15 protein-coding genes and 1 pseudogene are annotated in these 15539 nt (G+C 75.1%); 4 read left to right on the top strand and 12 right to left on the bottom strand.

The window, feature by feature from the left end:
- Positions 1-44 precede the first annotated feature (44 nt).
- Positions 45-761: pseudogene (locus tag ABZV78_RS07975) on the top strand (CDP-alcohol phosphatidyltransferase family protein); the annotation flags it as partial.
- A 195-nt stretch (positions 762-956) separates the two neighbouring features.
- Positions 957-2720: a sulfatase gene (locus ABZV78_RS07980; RefSeq protein ID WP_355636424.1), complete on the top strand. Its 1764-nt coding sequence runs from the start codon at positions 957-959 to the stop codon at positions 2718-2720.
- Between the two features lie 24 nt (positions 2721-2744).
- Here the strand turns inward: ABZV78_RS07980 and ABZV78_RS07985 are convergent, their stop codons facing one another.
- The 6 genes from ABZV78_RS07985 to ABZV78_RS08010 all read right to left on the bottom strand — a co-directional run bounded on the left by ABZV78_RS07985 (position 2745) and on the right by ABZV78_RS08010 (position 8330).
- Positions 2745-3023: a hypothetical protein gene (locus ABZV78_RS07985; RefSeq protein ID WP_355636426.1), complete on the bottom strand. Its 279-nt coding sequence runs from the start codon at positions 3021-3023 to the stop codon at positions 2745-2747.
- Between the two features lie 95 nt (positions 3024-3118).
- On the bottom strand, positions 3119-4195 hold the full coding sequence (locus ABZV78_RS07990; protein WP_355636493.1) for an ABC transporter ATP-binding protein: 1077 nt from the start codon (positions 4193-4195) through the stop codon (positions 3119-3121).
- A complete protein-coding gene (locus tag ABZV78_RS07995) occupies positions 4177-4977 on the bottom strand; it encodes an ABC transporter permease (protein WP_355636428.1) in 801 nt (266 codons plus the stop codon). The genes ABZV78_RS07990 and ABZV78_RS07995 overlap by 19 nt, the downstream gene beginning before the upstream one ends.
- Entirely contained in the window at positions 4974-5735 is a 762-nt protein-coding gene (modA, locus tag ABZV78_RS08000) for a molybdate ABC transporter substrate-binding protein (protein ID WP_355636495.1), read from the bottom strand. The genes ABZV78_RS07995 and modA overlap by 4 nt, the downstream gene beginning before the upstream one ends.
- An 11-nt stretch (positions 5736-5746) precedes the next feature.
- A complete protein-coding gene (locus ABZV78_RS08005) occupies positions 5747-6148 on the bottom strand; it encodes a MerR family DNA-binding transcriptional regulator (protein WP_091259071.1) in 402 nt (133 codons plus the stop codon).
- Positions 6149-6245: 97 nt separating this feature from the next.
- On the bottom strand, positions 6246-8330 hold the full coding sequence (locus ABZV78_RS08010) for a heavy metal translocating P-type ATPase (protein WP_355636430.1): 2085 nt from the start codon (positions 8328-8330) through the stop codon (positions 6246-6248).
- A 134-nt stretch (positions 8331-8464) separates the two neighbouring features.
- On the opposite strand from ABZV78_RS08010, the gene ygiD reads away from it, so the two are divergent.
- A complete protein-coding gene (gene ygiD / locus ABZV78_RS08015) occupies positions 8465-9334 on the top strand; it encodes a 4,5-DOPA dioxygenase extradiol (protein WP_355636432.1) in 870 nt (289 codons plus the stop codon).
- A gap of 119 nt (positions 9335-9453) precedes the next feature.
- On the opposite strand, the gene ABZV78_RS08020 is transcribed toward ygiD, so the two are convergent.
- Positions 9454-9837 carry a DUF1622 domain-containing protein gene (locus ABZV78_RS08020; protein ID WP_355636434.1) on the bottom strand — a complete coding sequence of 128 codons (384 nt, stop codon included), beginning with the start codon at positions 9835-9837 and terminating at the stop codon, positions 9454-9456.
- A 222-nt stretch (positions 9838-10059) separates the two neighbouring features.
- On the opposite strand from ABZV78_RS08020, the gene ABZV78_RS08025 reads away from it, so the two are divergent.
- A complete protein-coding gene (locus tag ABZV78_RS08025; protein WP_355636436.1) occupies positions 10060-10227 on the top strand; it encodes a hypothetical protein in 168 nt (55 codons plus the stop codon).
- Between the two features lie 9 nt (positions 10228-10236).
- Here ABZV78_RS08025 and ABZV78_RS08030 read toward each other — a convergent pair whose 3' ends face one another.
- From ABZV78_RS08030 to ABZV78_RS08050, 5 genes are all read right to left on the bottom strand, one after another.
- On the bottom strand, positions 10237-10905 hold the full coding sequence (locus tag ABZV78_RS08030; protein WP_355636438.1) for a DUF2238 domain-containing protein: 669 nt from the start codon (positions 10903-10905) through the stop codon (positions 10237-10239).
- 104 nt (positions 10906-11009) lie between these two features.
- Positions 11010-11675 (bottom strand): TcmI family type II polyketide cyclase, encoded by a 666-nt coding sequence (locus tag ABZV78_RS08035; protein WP_355636440.1) that lies wholly within the window; start codon positions 11673-11675, stop codon positions 11010-11012.
- A gap of 38 nt (positions 11676-11713) precedes the next feature.
- Positions 11714-12940 carry a cytochrome P450 gene (locus ABZV78_RS08040; RefSeq protein ID WP_355636442.1) on the bottom strand — a complete coding sequence of 409 codons (1227 nt, stop codon included), beginning with the start codon at positions 12938-12940 and terminating at the stop codon, positions 11714-11716.
- Entirely contained in the window at positions 12937-13248 is a 312-nt protein-coding gene (locus ABZV78_RS08045; RefSeq protein WP_355636444.1) for an antibiotic biosynthesis monooxygenase family protein, read from the bottom strand. Before ABZV78_RS08045 ends, ABZV78_RS08040 begins: the two co-directional genes overlap by 4 nt.
- A 5-nt stretch (positions 13249-13253) precedes the next feature.
- Positions 13254-15533: an FAD-dependent monooxygenase gene (locus ABZV78_RS08050; RefSeq protein WP_355636446.1), complete on the bottom strand. Its 2280-nt coding sequence runs from the start codon at positions 15531-15533 to the stop codon at positions 13254-13256.
- Positions 15534-15539: the final 6 nt, after the last annotated feature.

The raw sequence follows: 15539 nt of genomic DNA on the forward strand, positions 1-15539 counted from the left end.
TCTTTTCCGCATCCGGACCGAACCGGACGGCCGATTTTCCCGTGATGACTGGCAGGGTTGTCGATCATAGACACGGAGGCAGGGTGTCCACGGTTCGAAATGGCCCGTTGGTCGGGTTGATCGTGCAGTTCGTCCTGCTGGCCGGGCTCGCCGGCACGGTGGGCCTCGGCGTGGCGGGCTGGGTCGCCGGCCTCACGTACGCCGGGGTGCTCTGCGGGCTGCTCCGGCGCGGCCTGCGGGCGGCCGGAGCGGACCGGCTCGGCCCGGCCGACCGGGTGACGCTGGCCCGGGCGCTGCTGGTCGGCGGGGTGCTCGCCCTGGTCGTCGACGGCGGGCCGGCGCCGGTGGCCGTGCTGGTCCCGCTCACCGTGGTGGCGCTCGCGCTGGACGCGGTGGACGGCCGGGTGGCCCGGCGCACCGGCACGGTGAGCGCGCTGGGGGCCCGCTTCGACATGGAGGTCGACTCGTTCCTGCTCCTGGTGCTCAGCGTCCACCTGGCCCCGGCGGTCGGCGCCTGGGTGCTGGTCACCGGCGGGATGCGGTACGCCTTCGTGGCGGCGGGCTGGGCCCTGCCCTGGATGCGCGGCACACTGCCGCCCCGCTACTGGCGCAAGGTGGTCGCGGCGGCGCAGGGCGTGGTGCTCGCGGTGGCCGCGAGCGGGCTGCTGCCGCCGGCGGCGACCGCGGCGCTGGTCGTCGGCGCGCTGGCCCTGCTGGTGGAGTCGTTCGGCCGCGACGTGGCCTGGCTGTGGCGGCACCGCCCGGCCGCCCCGGCCACCGTGCCCACCCCGGCCGTCGAGCTCGTCCCTGCGGTGGGGACCATGCCCGCCGCGACCGCACTTCCCGCGCTGGGCATCCTGGCCGACGCGGGCGTGCCCGCGCGGCCGGTGCCGGTGGCCGTCCGGATCGTCGCCCACCAGCCTGCCTGATCCCTCCCCCTCGCCGAAGGACCCGCCGTGTCGCTGCGCATCCGTCTCCGCCGGCCGGCCGGGCCGGCCACCCCCGCCCTGGACACCGAGCCGTCCGTGCCGACGCCGGGCACGCCGGAGGACGCCACGCCGACGGGCGACGCGGGCGACCCCGCCCCGGCGCGGCCCGCCGCGCGTACTCGTCGGGTGGCCGGCGCGGTCCTCACCGGGCTGGCCGCGCTGCTGGTGGCGGCGGCGCTGCTCGCGCCGGACCGACTCGCCGAGGTCGGGCCGGGCGCGGTGCTGCGGATCCCGGTGGAGGCCCTGGCCGGCGCGGCGCTGCTGCTCGTCCTGCCGGCCCGGGCCCGCCGGCCGGTCGCCGTGACCCTCGGCCTGATCCTGGGCCTGCTGACCGTGGTCAGGCTGCTGGACACGGGCTTCTCCGTGGCCCGGGACCGGCCGTTCGACGTGCTGCTCGACTGGGGACTGTTCGACGACGGCTTCGGCTACCTCACCGACTCGGCCGGTCGGGCCGCCGCGGTCGCCGCGGCGGCGGGGGCGGTGCTGCTCGTGGTCGGCCTGCCCGTGCTGGTGGCGCTCGCCGTGCGGCGGCTGGCCCGGCTCATGGCCGGGCACCGCCGCGGCGCGGTCCGGGTGGTCGCCGCGCTGGCCGTGCTCTGGCTGGGCTGCGCCCTGTTCGGGGTGCGCCTCGCCGCCGACGTGCCGGTCGCCGACCGGACGGCGACCACCCTGGTCGCGTCCCACGTCGGCCAGGTGCGGGCCGGCCTGCGCGACCGCGCGGCGTTCGCCGGGGAGATGACGGCCGACGCCTACCGGGACGTGCCCGGCGACCGGCTGCTCACCGGGCTGCGCGGCAAGGACGTGCTCGTCACGTTCGTGGAGAGCTACGGCCGGGACGCGGTGGAGGATCCCGCGCTCGCGCCGGGCGTCAACGCGGTGCTCGACGACGGCTACCGGCGGCTGCGCGCCGCCGGCTACGACGCCCGCAGCGGCTTCCTCACCTCGCCCACCTTCGGTGGCGGCAGCTGGCTGGCCCACGCCACCCTGCTCTCCGGACTGTGGATCGACAACGACCAGCGCCACCGGGACCTGCTGGCCGGGGACCGGCTCACCCTCAACGGGGCGTTCCACCGGGCCGGCTGGCAGACCGTCGGGGTGCTGCCGGCCGCCACCCAGCCCTGGCCGGAGGGGAGGTTCTTCGGCTACGACCGCTACTACGACGCCGAGAAGCTGGCCTACCAGGGCCCGAAGTTCAGCTACGCGCCGATGCCCGACCAGTACACCCTGGCCACCTTCCAGCGGCTGGAGCGGGACCGGCCGCACGCCCCGCTGATGGCGGAGATCCCGCTGGTCTCCAGCCACTCCCCCTGGTCGGCGATCCCGAAGCCGGTGCCCTGGGACGCGGTCGGCGACGGCACGATCTTCCACACGGCGTCCACCAGCACCGGCGGCAGCCGGGACGTGGTGCAGCGGGACGCCGCCCAGGTCCGCGCCGACTACGCGCACTCCATCGAGTACAGCCTCGGCACCCTGGTGTCGTACGTGCTGACCTACGGCGGCGACGACCTGGTGCTGGTCCTCCTCGGCGACCACCAGCCGACGGCCTCGGTGACCGGCGCGGGCGCCGGCCGGGACGTGCCGATCACCATCGTGGCGAAGGATCCGGCCGTGCTGGACCGGATCGCCGGCTGGGGCTGGCAGGACGGGCTGCGCCCCGGCCCGCAGGCCCCGGTGTGGCGGATGGACACCTTCCGGGACCGCTTCCTCGCCGCGTTCTCCCCCGACCACTGACCCGGGCCCCCGCGGGCGACCGGCTCAGGCCGCCCGGCGCCGGTCCCGGCCCGACCGGCCGGTGGTCTCGCGGAACCCGGCGCGCCGCGCGCCGCCCCGGGCCAGCCGCATGGCCCGGCGGGCGTTGACCATCGGCTCGCAGGGCGCGCTCCGCCCGGCGCAGAGCAGGCTGGGACACCGTCCCGTGGCGTCGGGCTGGTGCGCGGCGGCCACGTCGTACGCGGCCCGCCACAGCAGCGGATCGGTGACGTCGTCCGGCAGGACCGCGTCCTGACTGGACCGGAATCGTGTCGTGTCGGGCACCCCGTTCCCCCTTCGTGGTCGCTCCCCTGTTCAGTGACCGCGCGGGCCGACGTCAAACCTCCCACCGACGCCGGTGGACCGGCCAGCGGCGTGCGTCACGCCGGGTACGCGCGGGTCTCCGCGGCCTTGACCGCCGCCCAGACCGGCTGGCCGGGGCGCAGCCCGAGGTGGGCCGCCGCGGCGGGGGTGACGTCGGCGGCCACGGCGACCGGCCCGGCGAGCTGGACCCGCAGGTTGTCGCCGTGCCGCTGCACCCCGGTCACGGTGGCCGGCCAGACGTTGCGTGGGCTGCCGTCCGGGCGGTTCGGATGCAGGGCGACGGCGGCCGGCGGGAAGGCGACGAACGCCTCCCCGCGTACGGTGTCCGCCGTGGTGAGGGTGAGCCCGCCGACCGTGACGGCGTGCCCGTCGGCGTGCCCGCGGTGCAGGTTGAGCCCGACGAGCCGGGCCACGTAGTCGGTGCGGGGGCGGGCCGTGACGGTCGCCGCGTCGCCCTCCTGGACCACCCGCCCCTGCTCGACGATGACCAGCCGGTCGGCGAGCACCAGGGCGTCCAGGGGGTCGTGGGTGACCAGGAGGGTGGCCCCGGGGTGCGCGCCGAGGTGGTGCTGGAGTTCGGCGCGGGTGTCGAGCCGGGTCCGGGCGTCGAGCGCGGCGAGCGGCTCGTCGAGCAGCAGCAGGGTGGGCTCGACGGCGAGCGCGCGGGCCAGCGCGACCCGCTGCGCCTGCCCGCCGGAGAGCTGGCGCGGCCGGCGCCGAGCCTGCTCGCCCAGGCCGACCCGGTCCAGCCAGCCCTGCGCCCGGGCCCGGGCGGTCCGCCGGTCCGCGCCCCGCCGGCGCGGCCCGAACGCCACGTTGTCCAGCGCGCTGAGGTGCGGGAAGAGCAGGTAGTCCTGGAACACCACGCCGACCGGGCGCCGCTCCGGCGGGGTCCACACCCGCCGGTCGGGGCGGTCGAGGTCGGCGCCGCCGAGGGTGAGGTGCCCGGCGCTGAGCGGGTCCAGCCCGGCGAGGGCGCGCAGGGCGGTGGTCTTGCCGGCGCCGTTCGGGCCGAGCAGCGCCACCACCTCCCCCGCGCCGATGCGCAGCCGCAGGTCGAGGTGGAAGGCGCCCCGGTCGGCGACCAGGTGCGCGTCGAGCAGGGGCGGGGTGGTCACGCCGTGCCGACCCAGCGGTCGCGCAGCCCGGCGAGGATGGCCACGGAGACGGTGAGCAGGATGAGGCTGAGCACGATGGCGGCCTGCACGTCGGTCTCCAGGGCCAGGTAGACGGCGAGCGGCATGGTCTGCGTCCGCCCCGGATAGTTGCCGGCGAAGGTGATGGTGGCGCCGAACTCGCCGAGCGCGCGGGCCCAGCAGAGCACCGCGCCGGCCGCCACCCCGGGGGCGACCAGCGGCAGGGTGACCCGGGTGAAGGTGGTCCAGCGCCCGGCGCCGAGGGTGGCCGCCGCCTCCTCGTAGCGGGGGTCGGCGCCGCGCAGCGCCCCCTCGACGGCGATCACCAGGAACGGCATGGCGACGAACGCCTCGGCCAGCACCACCCCGGCCGTGGTGAACGGCAGGGTCACCCCGAACGTGGCGTCCAGCCAGGACCCGAGCAACCCGCGCCGGCCGAAGACCAGCAGCAGCGCCACCCCGCCGACCACCGGCGGCAGCACCAGCGGCACGGTGACCAGCGCGCGGACCAGCCGCCGGCCGGGGAACTCGACCCGGGCCAGCAGCCAGGCCAGGGGCACGCCGAGCACGACGCAGAGCAGCGTGGCGGCGGTGGCGGTCTCCAGCGACAGTCGCAGCGCGGTGAGCACGCCGGGCTGGGCCAGCCGCCGGGGCAGCGTGGTCCAGGGCGCCCGGACCAGCAGCCCGGCCAGCGGCAGGACGAGGAACAGCAGCCCGAGCCCGGCGGGGAGGAGCAGGGCCAGCGGCACCCGCTGCCGGCGGCGCGCGGGTCGGGTCACTGGCTCGGCGGGGCCTGGAACCCGGCGGCGGTGAGCACGGCCAGGCCGGCGTCGGAGCGGACGTGATCGACGAAGGCGCGGGCCCCGGCCGGGTTGCCGGCGTGCGTCAGCACCACGATCGGGTAGTCGTTGACCGCCCGGGCGGACTCGGGGAACTCGACGGCGGCCAGCCCGGCGGCGCCGCGAACGTCGGTGCGGTAGACCAGTGCCGCGTCGGCCTCGCCGAGCTTCACCTTGGCCAGCGCGCCCTTGACGTCCTGTTCCAGGGTGGCCGGGGTGAGCCGCACGCCGGCCGCGGCGAGGGCGCTCTTCGCCGCCGCGCCGCACGGCACCTGCTCGGCGCAGAGCGCCACCTTCAGCCCGGGCCGGGCCAGGTCGGCCAGGCTCGCGACCCGGTCCGGGTTGCCCTCGGGTACGGCGACGACGAGCTGGTTGCGGACCAGCACGGCCGGCGTCCCGGCGGCGTCACCCGCGTCGGTGACGGTCTTCATGGTGGCCGGCGAGGCGGCCGCGAACACGTCGGCCGGCGCGCCCTGGGTGATCTGCGTGGCCAGCGCCGAGCTGCCGGCGAAGTTGAAGACGACCCGGGTGCCGGGGTGGGCGGCCTCGAAATCCTTGCCGAGCTTCGTGAAGGTCTCGGTGAGCGAGGCGGCGGCGAACACGGTCACCGTGCCGCCCTTGTCGGCGGTCGACTCGGCGGCGCCGCAGCCGGTGAGAGCCAGGCCCAGCGCGGCCACCCCGGCGAGGGCGGCGCGGATCCACCGTACGGTCACGGGTTGGTCCTTCCCTTCGGCGCGGGCGCGCGTTCCACCACGACGGTGGTCGACTTGATCACGGCGACGGCCACCGAGCCGACCTGGAGGTCGAGGTCGTCGACCGCCTCGCGGCTCATCAGCGACACGATCCGGAACGGCCCGGCCTGGATGTCGACCTGGGCCATCACGGTGTCCTTGACGACGGCGGTCACGATGCCGCGCAGCCGGTTGCGGGCCGAGGAGAGCTCGGGGTGGCCCGGGGCGCGGACGAACGCGGCCAGGTCGGCACCGTCGAGCACCCGGTGGCCGTGCTCGTCGCGGGTGGCCGGCAGTCGCCCGGCGTCGATCCAGCGGCGGACCGTGTCCGCGCTGACCCCGAGCAGCTCGGCGGCCTCGCCGATCCGGAACACCGTCACGCGGCCACCCTAACGTTTTGCAGGTGCGGGTGTGAAGCAGCGTAGCCCCTCGCATCCGCCAGGAGCGAGGGGCCACGCCGGCCGTAGCTGCGGTAGGTCAGCCGTCCGCCGGGGTGAGCCGGACCCGGCGGAGCAGCTGGGCGTTGAGCGCCACCACGATGGTGGAGGCGGACATCAGCACCGCCCCGACGGCAGGGCTGAGCGCGATGCCCGCCCAGCCGAGCACCCCGGCGGCGAGCGGGATGGCCACCACGTTGTAGCCGGCCGCCCAGGCCAGGTTCTGCCGCATCTTCCGGTACGACGCCCGGGACAGCCGGATCACGCCGGTCACGCCGCGCGGGTCGGACGAGGCCAGGACCACGCCGGCGGACTCGATCGCCACGTCGGTGCCCGCGCCGATGGCCACGCCGACGTCGGCGCGGGCGAGCGCCGGTGCGTCGTTGACCCCGTCGCCGACCATCGCCACGGTCAGCCCGCGGGACTGGAGCTCGGTGACCGCCTTGTCCTTGTCGGCGGGGAGCACCTCGGCGAAGACCTCGTCCACGCCGGGGCGGAAGCCCAGGTCGGCGGCGACCGCCTCGGCCACCGGCCGGGCGTCCCCGGTGATCATCACGATCTTCTTCACCCCCTGCTCGCGCAGTTCGGCGATGGCCGCCCGGGCCTCCGGGCGGACCTCGTCCTCCAGGGCGAAGGCGCCGACCACCTCGGGGCCGCCGGCGTCGGGCAGCCGGACGAGGTGCAGCACCGCGGCGCCCCGCCGCGACCAGCCCTCCGCCGCCCGGACCAGCTCGGCGGGAGCGTCGACGCCCAGCTCACGCAGCAGGGCCGGGCCGCCCACCGCCCAGTCGGCGCCGTCCACCGTGGCGCGTACGCCGCGGCCGGTCAGGGAGCGGAAGTCCCGGGCCGTCGCCCGCAGGCCCCGGTCCTGGGCGGCGGTGACCAGGGCCCGGGCGAGCGGGTGCTCGCTGTCGGCCTCGACCGCGCCGGCGAGGCGCAGCGCGGCGTCGTCGTCCAGCCCACCGGTGGCCGCCACCCCGGTCAGGGTGTGCCGCCCCTTGGTCAGCGTGCCGGTCTTGTCAAACAGCACCGCGTCGACGGTGCGCATCCGCTCCAGGGCGAGCCGGTCCTTCACCAGGATGCCGGCGCGCGCGGAGAGCGCCGTGGAGAGCGCCACGACCAGCGGGATGGCCAGCCCGAGGGCGTGCGGGCAGGCGATCACCAGCACCGTCACGGTCCGGACCACGGCCTCGTCGGTGTTGCCCAGCACCAGCCAGGCCACGAAGGTGGCCAGGCCGGCGAGCGCCGCGATGTAGAACAGCAGCGCGGCGAACCGGTCGGCGAGCACCTGGGCGCGCCCGCCGGAGGACTGCGCCTGGGCGACGAGGCGACCGATGCCGGCGAGCGCGGTGTCCTCGCCGACGGCCTCGACGCGTACCCGCAGAGCCGAGTCGGTGGCCACGGTGCCGGCGACCACCCGGTCCCCGACGGCGCGCGGCACCGGCCGGGACTCCCCCGTGATCATCGACTCGTCCAGCTCGGCCGCGCCGTCGACGATCCGCCCGTCGGCGGGGACCCGGCCGCCGGAGCGGACCAGCACCAGGTCGCCGACCCGCAGGTCGGCCACCGGTACCGGGTGCGGGGCACCGGAGTCGTCGAGGCGTTCGGCGTCGTCGGGCAGCAGCGCGGCGAGGGCGGCCAGGGCCCCCTGGGCCTGCCCGATCGCCTTCATCTCCTGCCAGTGGCCGAGCAGCATGATGGTGACCAGGGCGGCCAGCTCCCACCAGAAGTCCAGGTCGAACAGGCCGAGGCTGGTGGCCACCGAGGCCAGGTACGCGACCGTGATGGCCATCGAGATCAGCAGCATCATGCCCGGCGCCCGGTCGCGCACCTCGCGGACGCCGCCGACCAGGAACGGCCAGCCACCGTAGAAGAAGACGATCGTGCCCAGGACCGGGCCGACCCAGCGGACGCCCGGGACGTCGAGCGAGTAGCCCAACCACTCCATGACCATGTGGCTGGTGAGCACGATCGGCACGGTCAGCGCCAGGCTCAGCCAGAACTTGCGGCGGAACTGCTCGGGGTCGTGCCCCGCGTGCTTGTCGTGCCCGGCGTGCTTGTCGTGCGTGTCGTGCTCCGCGTGCGTGTCGTGGCCCGCGCCGTGGTGCCCGTGTTCGTGTTGCATCGAACTCCACCTCCGCGGCCCACCATATACCCCCAGGGGGTATCTGCCAACTCGCCGGTCCCGGCGCGACCGGTGACCGGACACGCGAGGGGCCTGCGGGTTAGCCTCGGGGCAGGGCCGGCCCCAGGAGCGAGATGAGCGAGCAGAACACCCGGACGGTGCTGCCGGCGGCGTTCTTCGGGCACGGCAACCCGATGAACGCGCTGGAGGTCAACCGCTACACCGCCGCCTGGCGGGCGTTCGGCCGGTCGGTGCCCCGGCCCCGGGCCATCCTGGTGGTCTCCGCGCACTGGTACATCGGCGCCACCGCGGTCACCGCGATGCCCCGCCCGCGCACCATCCACGACTTCTACGGCTTCCCGCAGCAACTCTTCGACGTGCGCTACCCGGCGCCCGGGCTGCCGGAGCTGGCCGAGGAGGTCAGCGACGTGGTGCACCCCACCTGGGTCGGCGCCGACCTGGACTCCTGGGGCATCGACCACGGCACCTGGTCGGTGCTGACCCACGCGTTCCCCGACGCCGACATCCCGGTGGTGCAGCTGAGCATCAACGCGTTCAAGCCGTTCGACTACCACCTCGACCTCGGCGCCCGGCTCGCCCCGCTGCGCGAGCGCGGCGTGCTCGTGGTGGCCAGCGGCAACGTCGTGCACAACCTGGGCGGGGTCGACCCGCGGCTGGCCGGCGAGGGCTTCGACTGGGCGCGCCGCTTCGACGACGCCGCCCGGGAGAAGGTCCAGGACGCGCCGACCGAGGCGGCCCGGCTGGACGGGCACCGGGACTTCGACCTCGCGGTGCCGACCCCGGACCACTTCATCCCGCTGCTCTATCTCGCCGGGCTGGCCGGCGCCGCCGGGGAGCGCCCCGAGGTGCTGGTCGACGGGTACGCGTACGGGTCGCTGTCGATGACCGCTTACACCCTCGGGCTGCGCTGCCGGGGCGAGCAGCCGCCGGGCGGCGCGCCGTCGCTGCCCGGCGGGGTGCCGGCGGACTCCGCCAACATCTGAACCGCAGGTTCAGTCGCGGTCGTAGACGATGACCGGGATGCCCCGGGCGCAGAGGGTGCCGACCACCAGCGGCTCGATCCGGGGTCACGGCCACCATCCTGCCCGGCCGGTACGACACCTCAGCCCTCCGGCCGGGCCCCGACGCGCGCCCCGCTCACCGGCCCCTTGCCCTGCCACGGCCAGCGGCCGTCCAGCTCCACCTGCAGCGAGACGCTGAGGAACGTCCGGACCAGCACGATCAGCGCCAGCACGCCGACGCTGGTGAAGGTGGGCGACACCGCCACGGTCCGGATGATGTCCCCGGCGACCAGGAGTTCCAGACCGAGCAGGATGGCCCGCCCGACCCCCTGCCGGTACGCCCGGTAGTGGTCGACGACCTGCCGCGTGCGCCACCAGCGCAGCGCGAAGACGACCGTGGCGATCGCGACGCCGACCGCGATGGCCAGCACCCCGGCCAGGTCCAGGAGCGTGCCGACGTGCTGGACGATCTCCTTGATCGGCACCCGACACCCCCGTACCGCCGGCGACACCCCCACGTGCCGCCCGCAGCACCACCCTGTCGCATCGTCGCCGCCGACGGACCGCTTTCGCCCGAGTCCGCCCGGGGGCGGGGCTCACCGGCATTCGCCTACCACCGCCCGCCGCCGCGCCTAGGGTGGGAATCGGACCCGACCGTCCCGCCGCCCCGGCGGGCGGTCACCGACGGCACCGGGCGAGGAGCGGACGTGACGCAGCCGGAAGAGGACCAGGAGAAGAGCAAGAAGACCGACGACGTCCTGTACTCCGCGGACGGGGACCCGCACCACAACCTGGCCCAGGCGCCGCAGCCCGACGAGCACCTGACGCCCCGGTACGAGCACGACGGCGAGACGGAGCCCGTCGGCGACGAGTGAGCCGTCCGCTCAGGGTTTCGGCGACAGCTCGGTCCGGGCCGCCCGGACATCGACGGCGGCGGCCGGCGCGGGGGCCGGCAACTGGCGGTCGTGCAGGCGGCTGAGCAGCGCCAGCGAGGTGATCGCGCCGACCAGCGCCAGGAACATGTCCCACTGGGTGTCCCAGACGTCACCCTGGGTGGCCAGGAAGTCATCCGCCGCCGACCCGCCGGCCAGCGCCGCCCACCACTCAATCATCTCGAAGAGGGCGCTGAACGCCAGGCAGGCGCAGACCACCAGCGGGGCGAGCCAGCGGCTGCCGCGCAGCGGCGACCGGCGGACCAGGATCTCGCGGACCAGGATCGCCGGCACGAAGCCCTGGACGAAGTGGCCGAGCCGGTCGTACGGGTTGCGGGACAGGTGGAACGCCTCCCGCGCCCAGTCACCGACCGGCGTGCGCGCGTAGCTGTAGTGGCCGCCGACCACGAGGATCAGCGCGTGCGCGGCGAGCAGGCAGCAGAGCAGCGTGGTCAGCGGGAACCGGCGCCAGGTGACCAGCACCAGCGGGATGCCGACGAGCACCCAGACCGTCTCCAGCAGCCAGGTCAGCCGGTCGTACGGCCGGATGCCGGAGGCCACCAGGGCGGCGAGGACCAGGACCAGCAGCGCTGGCGGGACGAGTCTGCGTGCTCGGGACACCGGCGACCGCCTGTTCACGTCTCACCCGGTGCGGCCCGACGCCGTCCGGACAGGCCGACGATAGCGGGCGGCCGGGGCGCCCTCCGACGCCCCCGCCGCGCGGTTCAGTCCTCGGCCCGCCAGCGGTAGAACACGGTGGCCAACGAATCCTGCGGGCCGTGCCACTCCTCCGGCCGGTACGGGCTGATGTAGGGGGCGAGGTCCTGCATCACCTTCGCGAAGAGCGGCTTGGCGCCGTGGTTGTTCCGGGTCGCCTCGGCCACCGGCGCCTTCTGTTCGAGCAGGTGGACGTAGACGTCGTCGATCGAGTAGAGCCAGCGGCCGGTGACGCCCAGCTCGGTCGGCAGCGACCCGGCGTCCGACTCGCCGAAGACCCGGGCCACGTCCGGCTCGGCGCCGGGCTTGATCCGCCCGACGATCACGGTCAGCGCGGTCTCCGCGGGCGGCTCCCCTTCCGGCGCCCAGTGGTAGAACTCCTTGGCCACCGAGTCGGACGGGTTCTTCCAGTACCGCGGGTACGGCGTCACGTACGGGCCGATGGCCTCGGCGATCTTCTGGAACGCGGGCAGCCCCCGGGTCTGGCCCGAGATCCTCGGGTCCTGCTCGCGCTCGATGACGTGGATGTAGAGGTCGTGGTGGGACAGCAGGATCCGCCCGATGACCCCGAGGTCCTGGGGCCGGGTGGCCCGGTCGTAGTGGCCGAAGACGTCCCCGACGATCTTGTCGCTGCCGGGGACCATGTGGCAGACAATGACGTTCCGGAAGACCATGGCTGCTCCTTGGTGGATTCGAGTGGGCGGGAAAGGGCTCAGGCGGCGAAGGTGATCGGCAGCTCCAGCAGGCCGCGGAACGGCGACGCGGCCGGCAGCCGGCGTACCTCCTCGAGAGGCACGCCGAGCCGCAGCCCGGGCAGCCGGCGCAGCAGCGCGGCGAGCGCGATCTGCGCCTCCATCCGGGCCAGCGAGACGCCGAGGCAGTAGTGCACGCCGTGCCCGAAGCCCAGGTGCGGGCCGCGGACCCGGCGCAGGTCCAGCCGGTCCGGGTCGGCGAAGTGGCCGGGGTCGTGGTTCGCCGCGTTGATCGCCACGCCGACGATCGACCCCTGGGGGATGCACACCCCCTGGTATTCGACGTCCTCGGTGGCGATCCGCGGGCTGGCCACCGGCAGCGGGCCGTCGAACCGGAGCAGCTCCTCGATCGCCGCGGGCAGCAACTGGGGCGTGGCGCGCAGCAGTTCGAGCTGCTCGGGATGGGTGAGCAGGGCGAGCACCGCGTTGCCGAGGAAGTCCGCGGTGGTCTGGTGGCCGGCGAACACCAGCAGGAACGTGGTGGTGACCAGTTCCGCCTCGGAGAGCGTCCCGTCCCGGTCGACCGCGTCGATGAGCGCACCGATGATGTCGTCGGCCGGGTCGTCGCGCTTGGCCCGCACCAGGTCGGCGAAGTAGTGGTGCAGGCGCAGCTGGGCCTCCTGCACGGCCGCCCGCTCCTCCTGCGGCGGCCGCCGGGTCGACCCGGAGGTGCGGATCACCTGGGTCCAGTCGAGCACCCGGTCGTGGTCGGCGGGCGGCACCCCGAGCAGTTCGCAGATGACCGTCATCGGCAGCGGGATGGCGAAGTCGTGCATCAGCTCGGCCTCGCCCTGCGGGAGCATCTTGTCGATCAACTGGTCGACCACCTGCGCCACCCGCGGCCGCAGCGCCTCGATCCGCCGGGGCGCGAACGCCTGGGACACCACCCGGCGCAGCCGGGTGTGCTCCGGCGGGTCCGAGTTGAGCATGTTGCGGTTCAGACCCTCCGAGTTCGGGCCGAAGATCCGCAGGTAGTGCTGGCCGGGACCGTAGAGGTCCTTGGACAGGCGCGGGTCGGTCAGCGCGGCCCGGGCGTCGTCGAAGCGGGTGATCAGCCAGGAGTCGAAGCGCGGGGAGCTGACCGGGCACACCGGCCGGTCGCTGCGCAGCCGGGCGAAGGTCGGATAGGGGTCGGCGGCGAACCCGTCGGTGTAGAGCTCGCCCGCCGGCACGGCGTCCTCGGTCATCGGTCCTCCTCCGGTGCGCTGCCCACGCTGTGCAGCACCTGGTAGGTGTGCCGCTGCGCGGATTCGCGCAGCTCACGGATGATGCGCAGCAGCCGGTCCCGGTGCTCGCTGCGGCCGAAGGCGTCCAGCCGCTCGCGGTCCGCCCAGTCGCTGATGATCAGGTAGCTGCGCGGGTCGTCGGCGTCGCGAACCAGGTCCTGGTGCAGGCAGCCGTCCAGCGTGCGGATCTCCTCGGCCGCGGTGCGCCACTCCGCCTCGAAGCGCTCCTCGCAGCCCTCCCGGGTACGCATCGCGAGCACCGTGCGCACCCGGGTCACCGGGCACCGCCGAACACCAGGTGCAGGTGCTTGCGGAGTGCGTCGGCGTCGACCGGCTGGCTGCGGAACCCGACGTGCCCGTCCGGGCGGACCAGGTACAGCCCGGTGCCGGTCACCCCGTACACCGCGCGGAACCGGCCGTCGGCGTCGCACAGCACCGGCGGGTCGAGCAGCCGCGGCTCGGCGGCGTCCGGGCTGAGCAGCAGGTACGTGTCGACCTCCTCGGCCGTCTGCCGCCGCACGTCGGCGCAGAGCTCGGCGATCGCGCGCAACGCCACCTCGTCGGCCGACGCGTCGGCGTAGAGCAGCAGCGTGTGCCGGGTGCCGCGGGTCAGGTCGCGCAGCCGCAGCGGGTGGCCGACGCCGCGCCGGAGCAGACCGTCCACGTCGGGGGCACGGTCGCCGGGGCGGGGGGCGTCGCCCAGCGCGTCCGGATCGGACACGCACTCGCCGACCAGCGGGCTGCCCGCGTAGCTGAGCAGCATGGACATCTCCTGGAGGAACTGCCGCTTCAGGTCCTCCCGGTCCAGCTCGTCGGTGAACGCCATCCGCACCGCGCGCCCGACGATCTCCTCGCCCTCCGGCCGCCGCTCGGTCTCGTAGCTGTCGAGCAGGCCGGGCGCGGCGAGCCCGCGGACGGCGAGGGCCAGCTTCCAGGCCAGGTTCCAGGCGTCCTGGATCCCGGTGTTCATGCCCTGGCCGCCGGCCGGCGGGTGCAGGTGGGCCGCGTCGCCGACCACGAACACCCGGCCGTCGCGGTAGCGGTCCACGATGCCGTGGCTGATCCGGAACACCGACGACCAGCGCAGGTTCGAGGCGCGGGTGCCGGGGGGGGCGAGGTGGTCGAGGGCGGCCTGGACGTCAGCCAGCGTCGGCGCGCCCAGCTCCGCGCTGAACCCGGGCGGGGCATCCTGCCCACCGGTCTGCGCGAAGAACCGGGGCGGGGCCAGGGTGGCGATCCGGTACCGGCGCTCGCCGCGCAGCGGTACGCACACCAGCATGCCGTCCATCCGACCGTCGGTCTCGTGCAGGAACCGCAGCAGGTGGCCGTCGGGCATGTCCCAGTCCACGTCGACGTCGCCGAGCATGAACAGCTGCGGGAACCGGCCCAGCCCGCCGGTGAAGGTGAGCCCGAGCAGCTCCCGCACCCGGCTGTGCGCGCCGTCGCAGCCGACCACGTACTTCGCGCGGACCGTCTCGGTGCCGCCGTCGGCGGTGCTGACGGTGGCCGTCACGCCGTCGGCGTCCTGGGTGAAGTCGACCAGCTCGGCGCCGCGCTGCGGGCGTACCCCGAGGGTGGCCAGCCGGGCGGTGAGGATGCGCTCGGTCTCGTACTGGGGCAGGCCGAGGTGCGCGTACGGCAGGCCGGGCAGCTCCCAGCTCATCCGGTGGGTCTCCGCCCCGTTGACGAAGACCATGTTCCCGGTCAGCCAGATGCCGGCGTCCATGGCCTCCCGGACGACGCCCTGCTCCTCCCAGATCTCCATGGTGCGGCAGTGCACGCCGATCGCCTTGTCGGCCTGCCCGGCCGGCGTGGCCAGCTTGTCGATCACCCGGCACTCGATGCCGCGCCGAGCCAGCTCGACGGCGGCGGTCAGCCCGGTGGGCCCCGCCCCGACGACGAGTACGTCCGTTGTCCTGTGCACGTCGGCCTCCCTGCGCGTGGTGGGTTGTCGCCTGCCGCCCCCGTCGGGCACGACGTGGAACAGGCGGCGCCGGATGTCGAGGAGGAACGGCGCGATCGGTCCGGCCTGCGCGGAGGCGTGGGCCGGGTCGGCGATCCAGCGGAGGAACTCCGCTGCGCTGTTCCACTCGGCGAAGATGTGGTGCACGTCCGACCCGGGCTCACGCAGCAACTGCTCGCGCCGGTACCCCGGTATCCCGGCCATCCGCGCCCGGACCTCCGGGTAGCCGCGGTGGAACTCGGCGAGCCGTGGCCCCGGCACGGTGAGCTCCACGTCCACGTAGACCGTCGAGTCGCCCGCCCCGTGTTCCCGCAGCAGCGGGTAGTCGACCGGGCCGCCCGGCTCGGTCAGCGGCCGGACCAGCTCGGCCAGCCGCGCGGCCACCGGCCCGTCCCGGTACGCGCGCAACGCCGCCTCGTCGGCCCACTCGGTGACGACGACGAACCCGCGCGGGTCCAGGGCGTCGAGCAGCAGCTCGTGCCGGAGGTTGCCGGCCAGCCCGCCGATCGGCCCCGCGACCGTCCGCCACGCGGACCGCACGGCGGGCTCGCAGCCCTGACGCGCGCGCATCCGGAGCATCGTCCTGATCATGAGGTC

This window comes from Micromonospora sp. NPDC004540, assembly GCF_040610095.1.
Taxonomy (GTDB): domain Bacteria; phylum Actinomycetota; class Actinomycetes; order Mycobacteriales; family Micromonosporaceae; genus Micromonospora.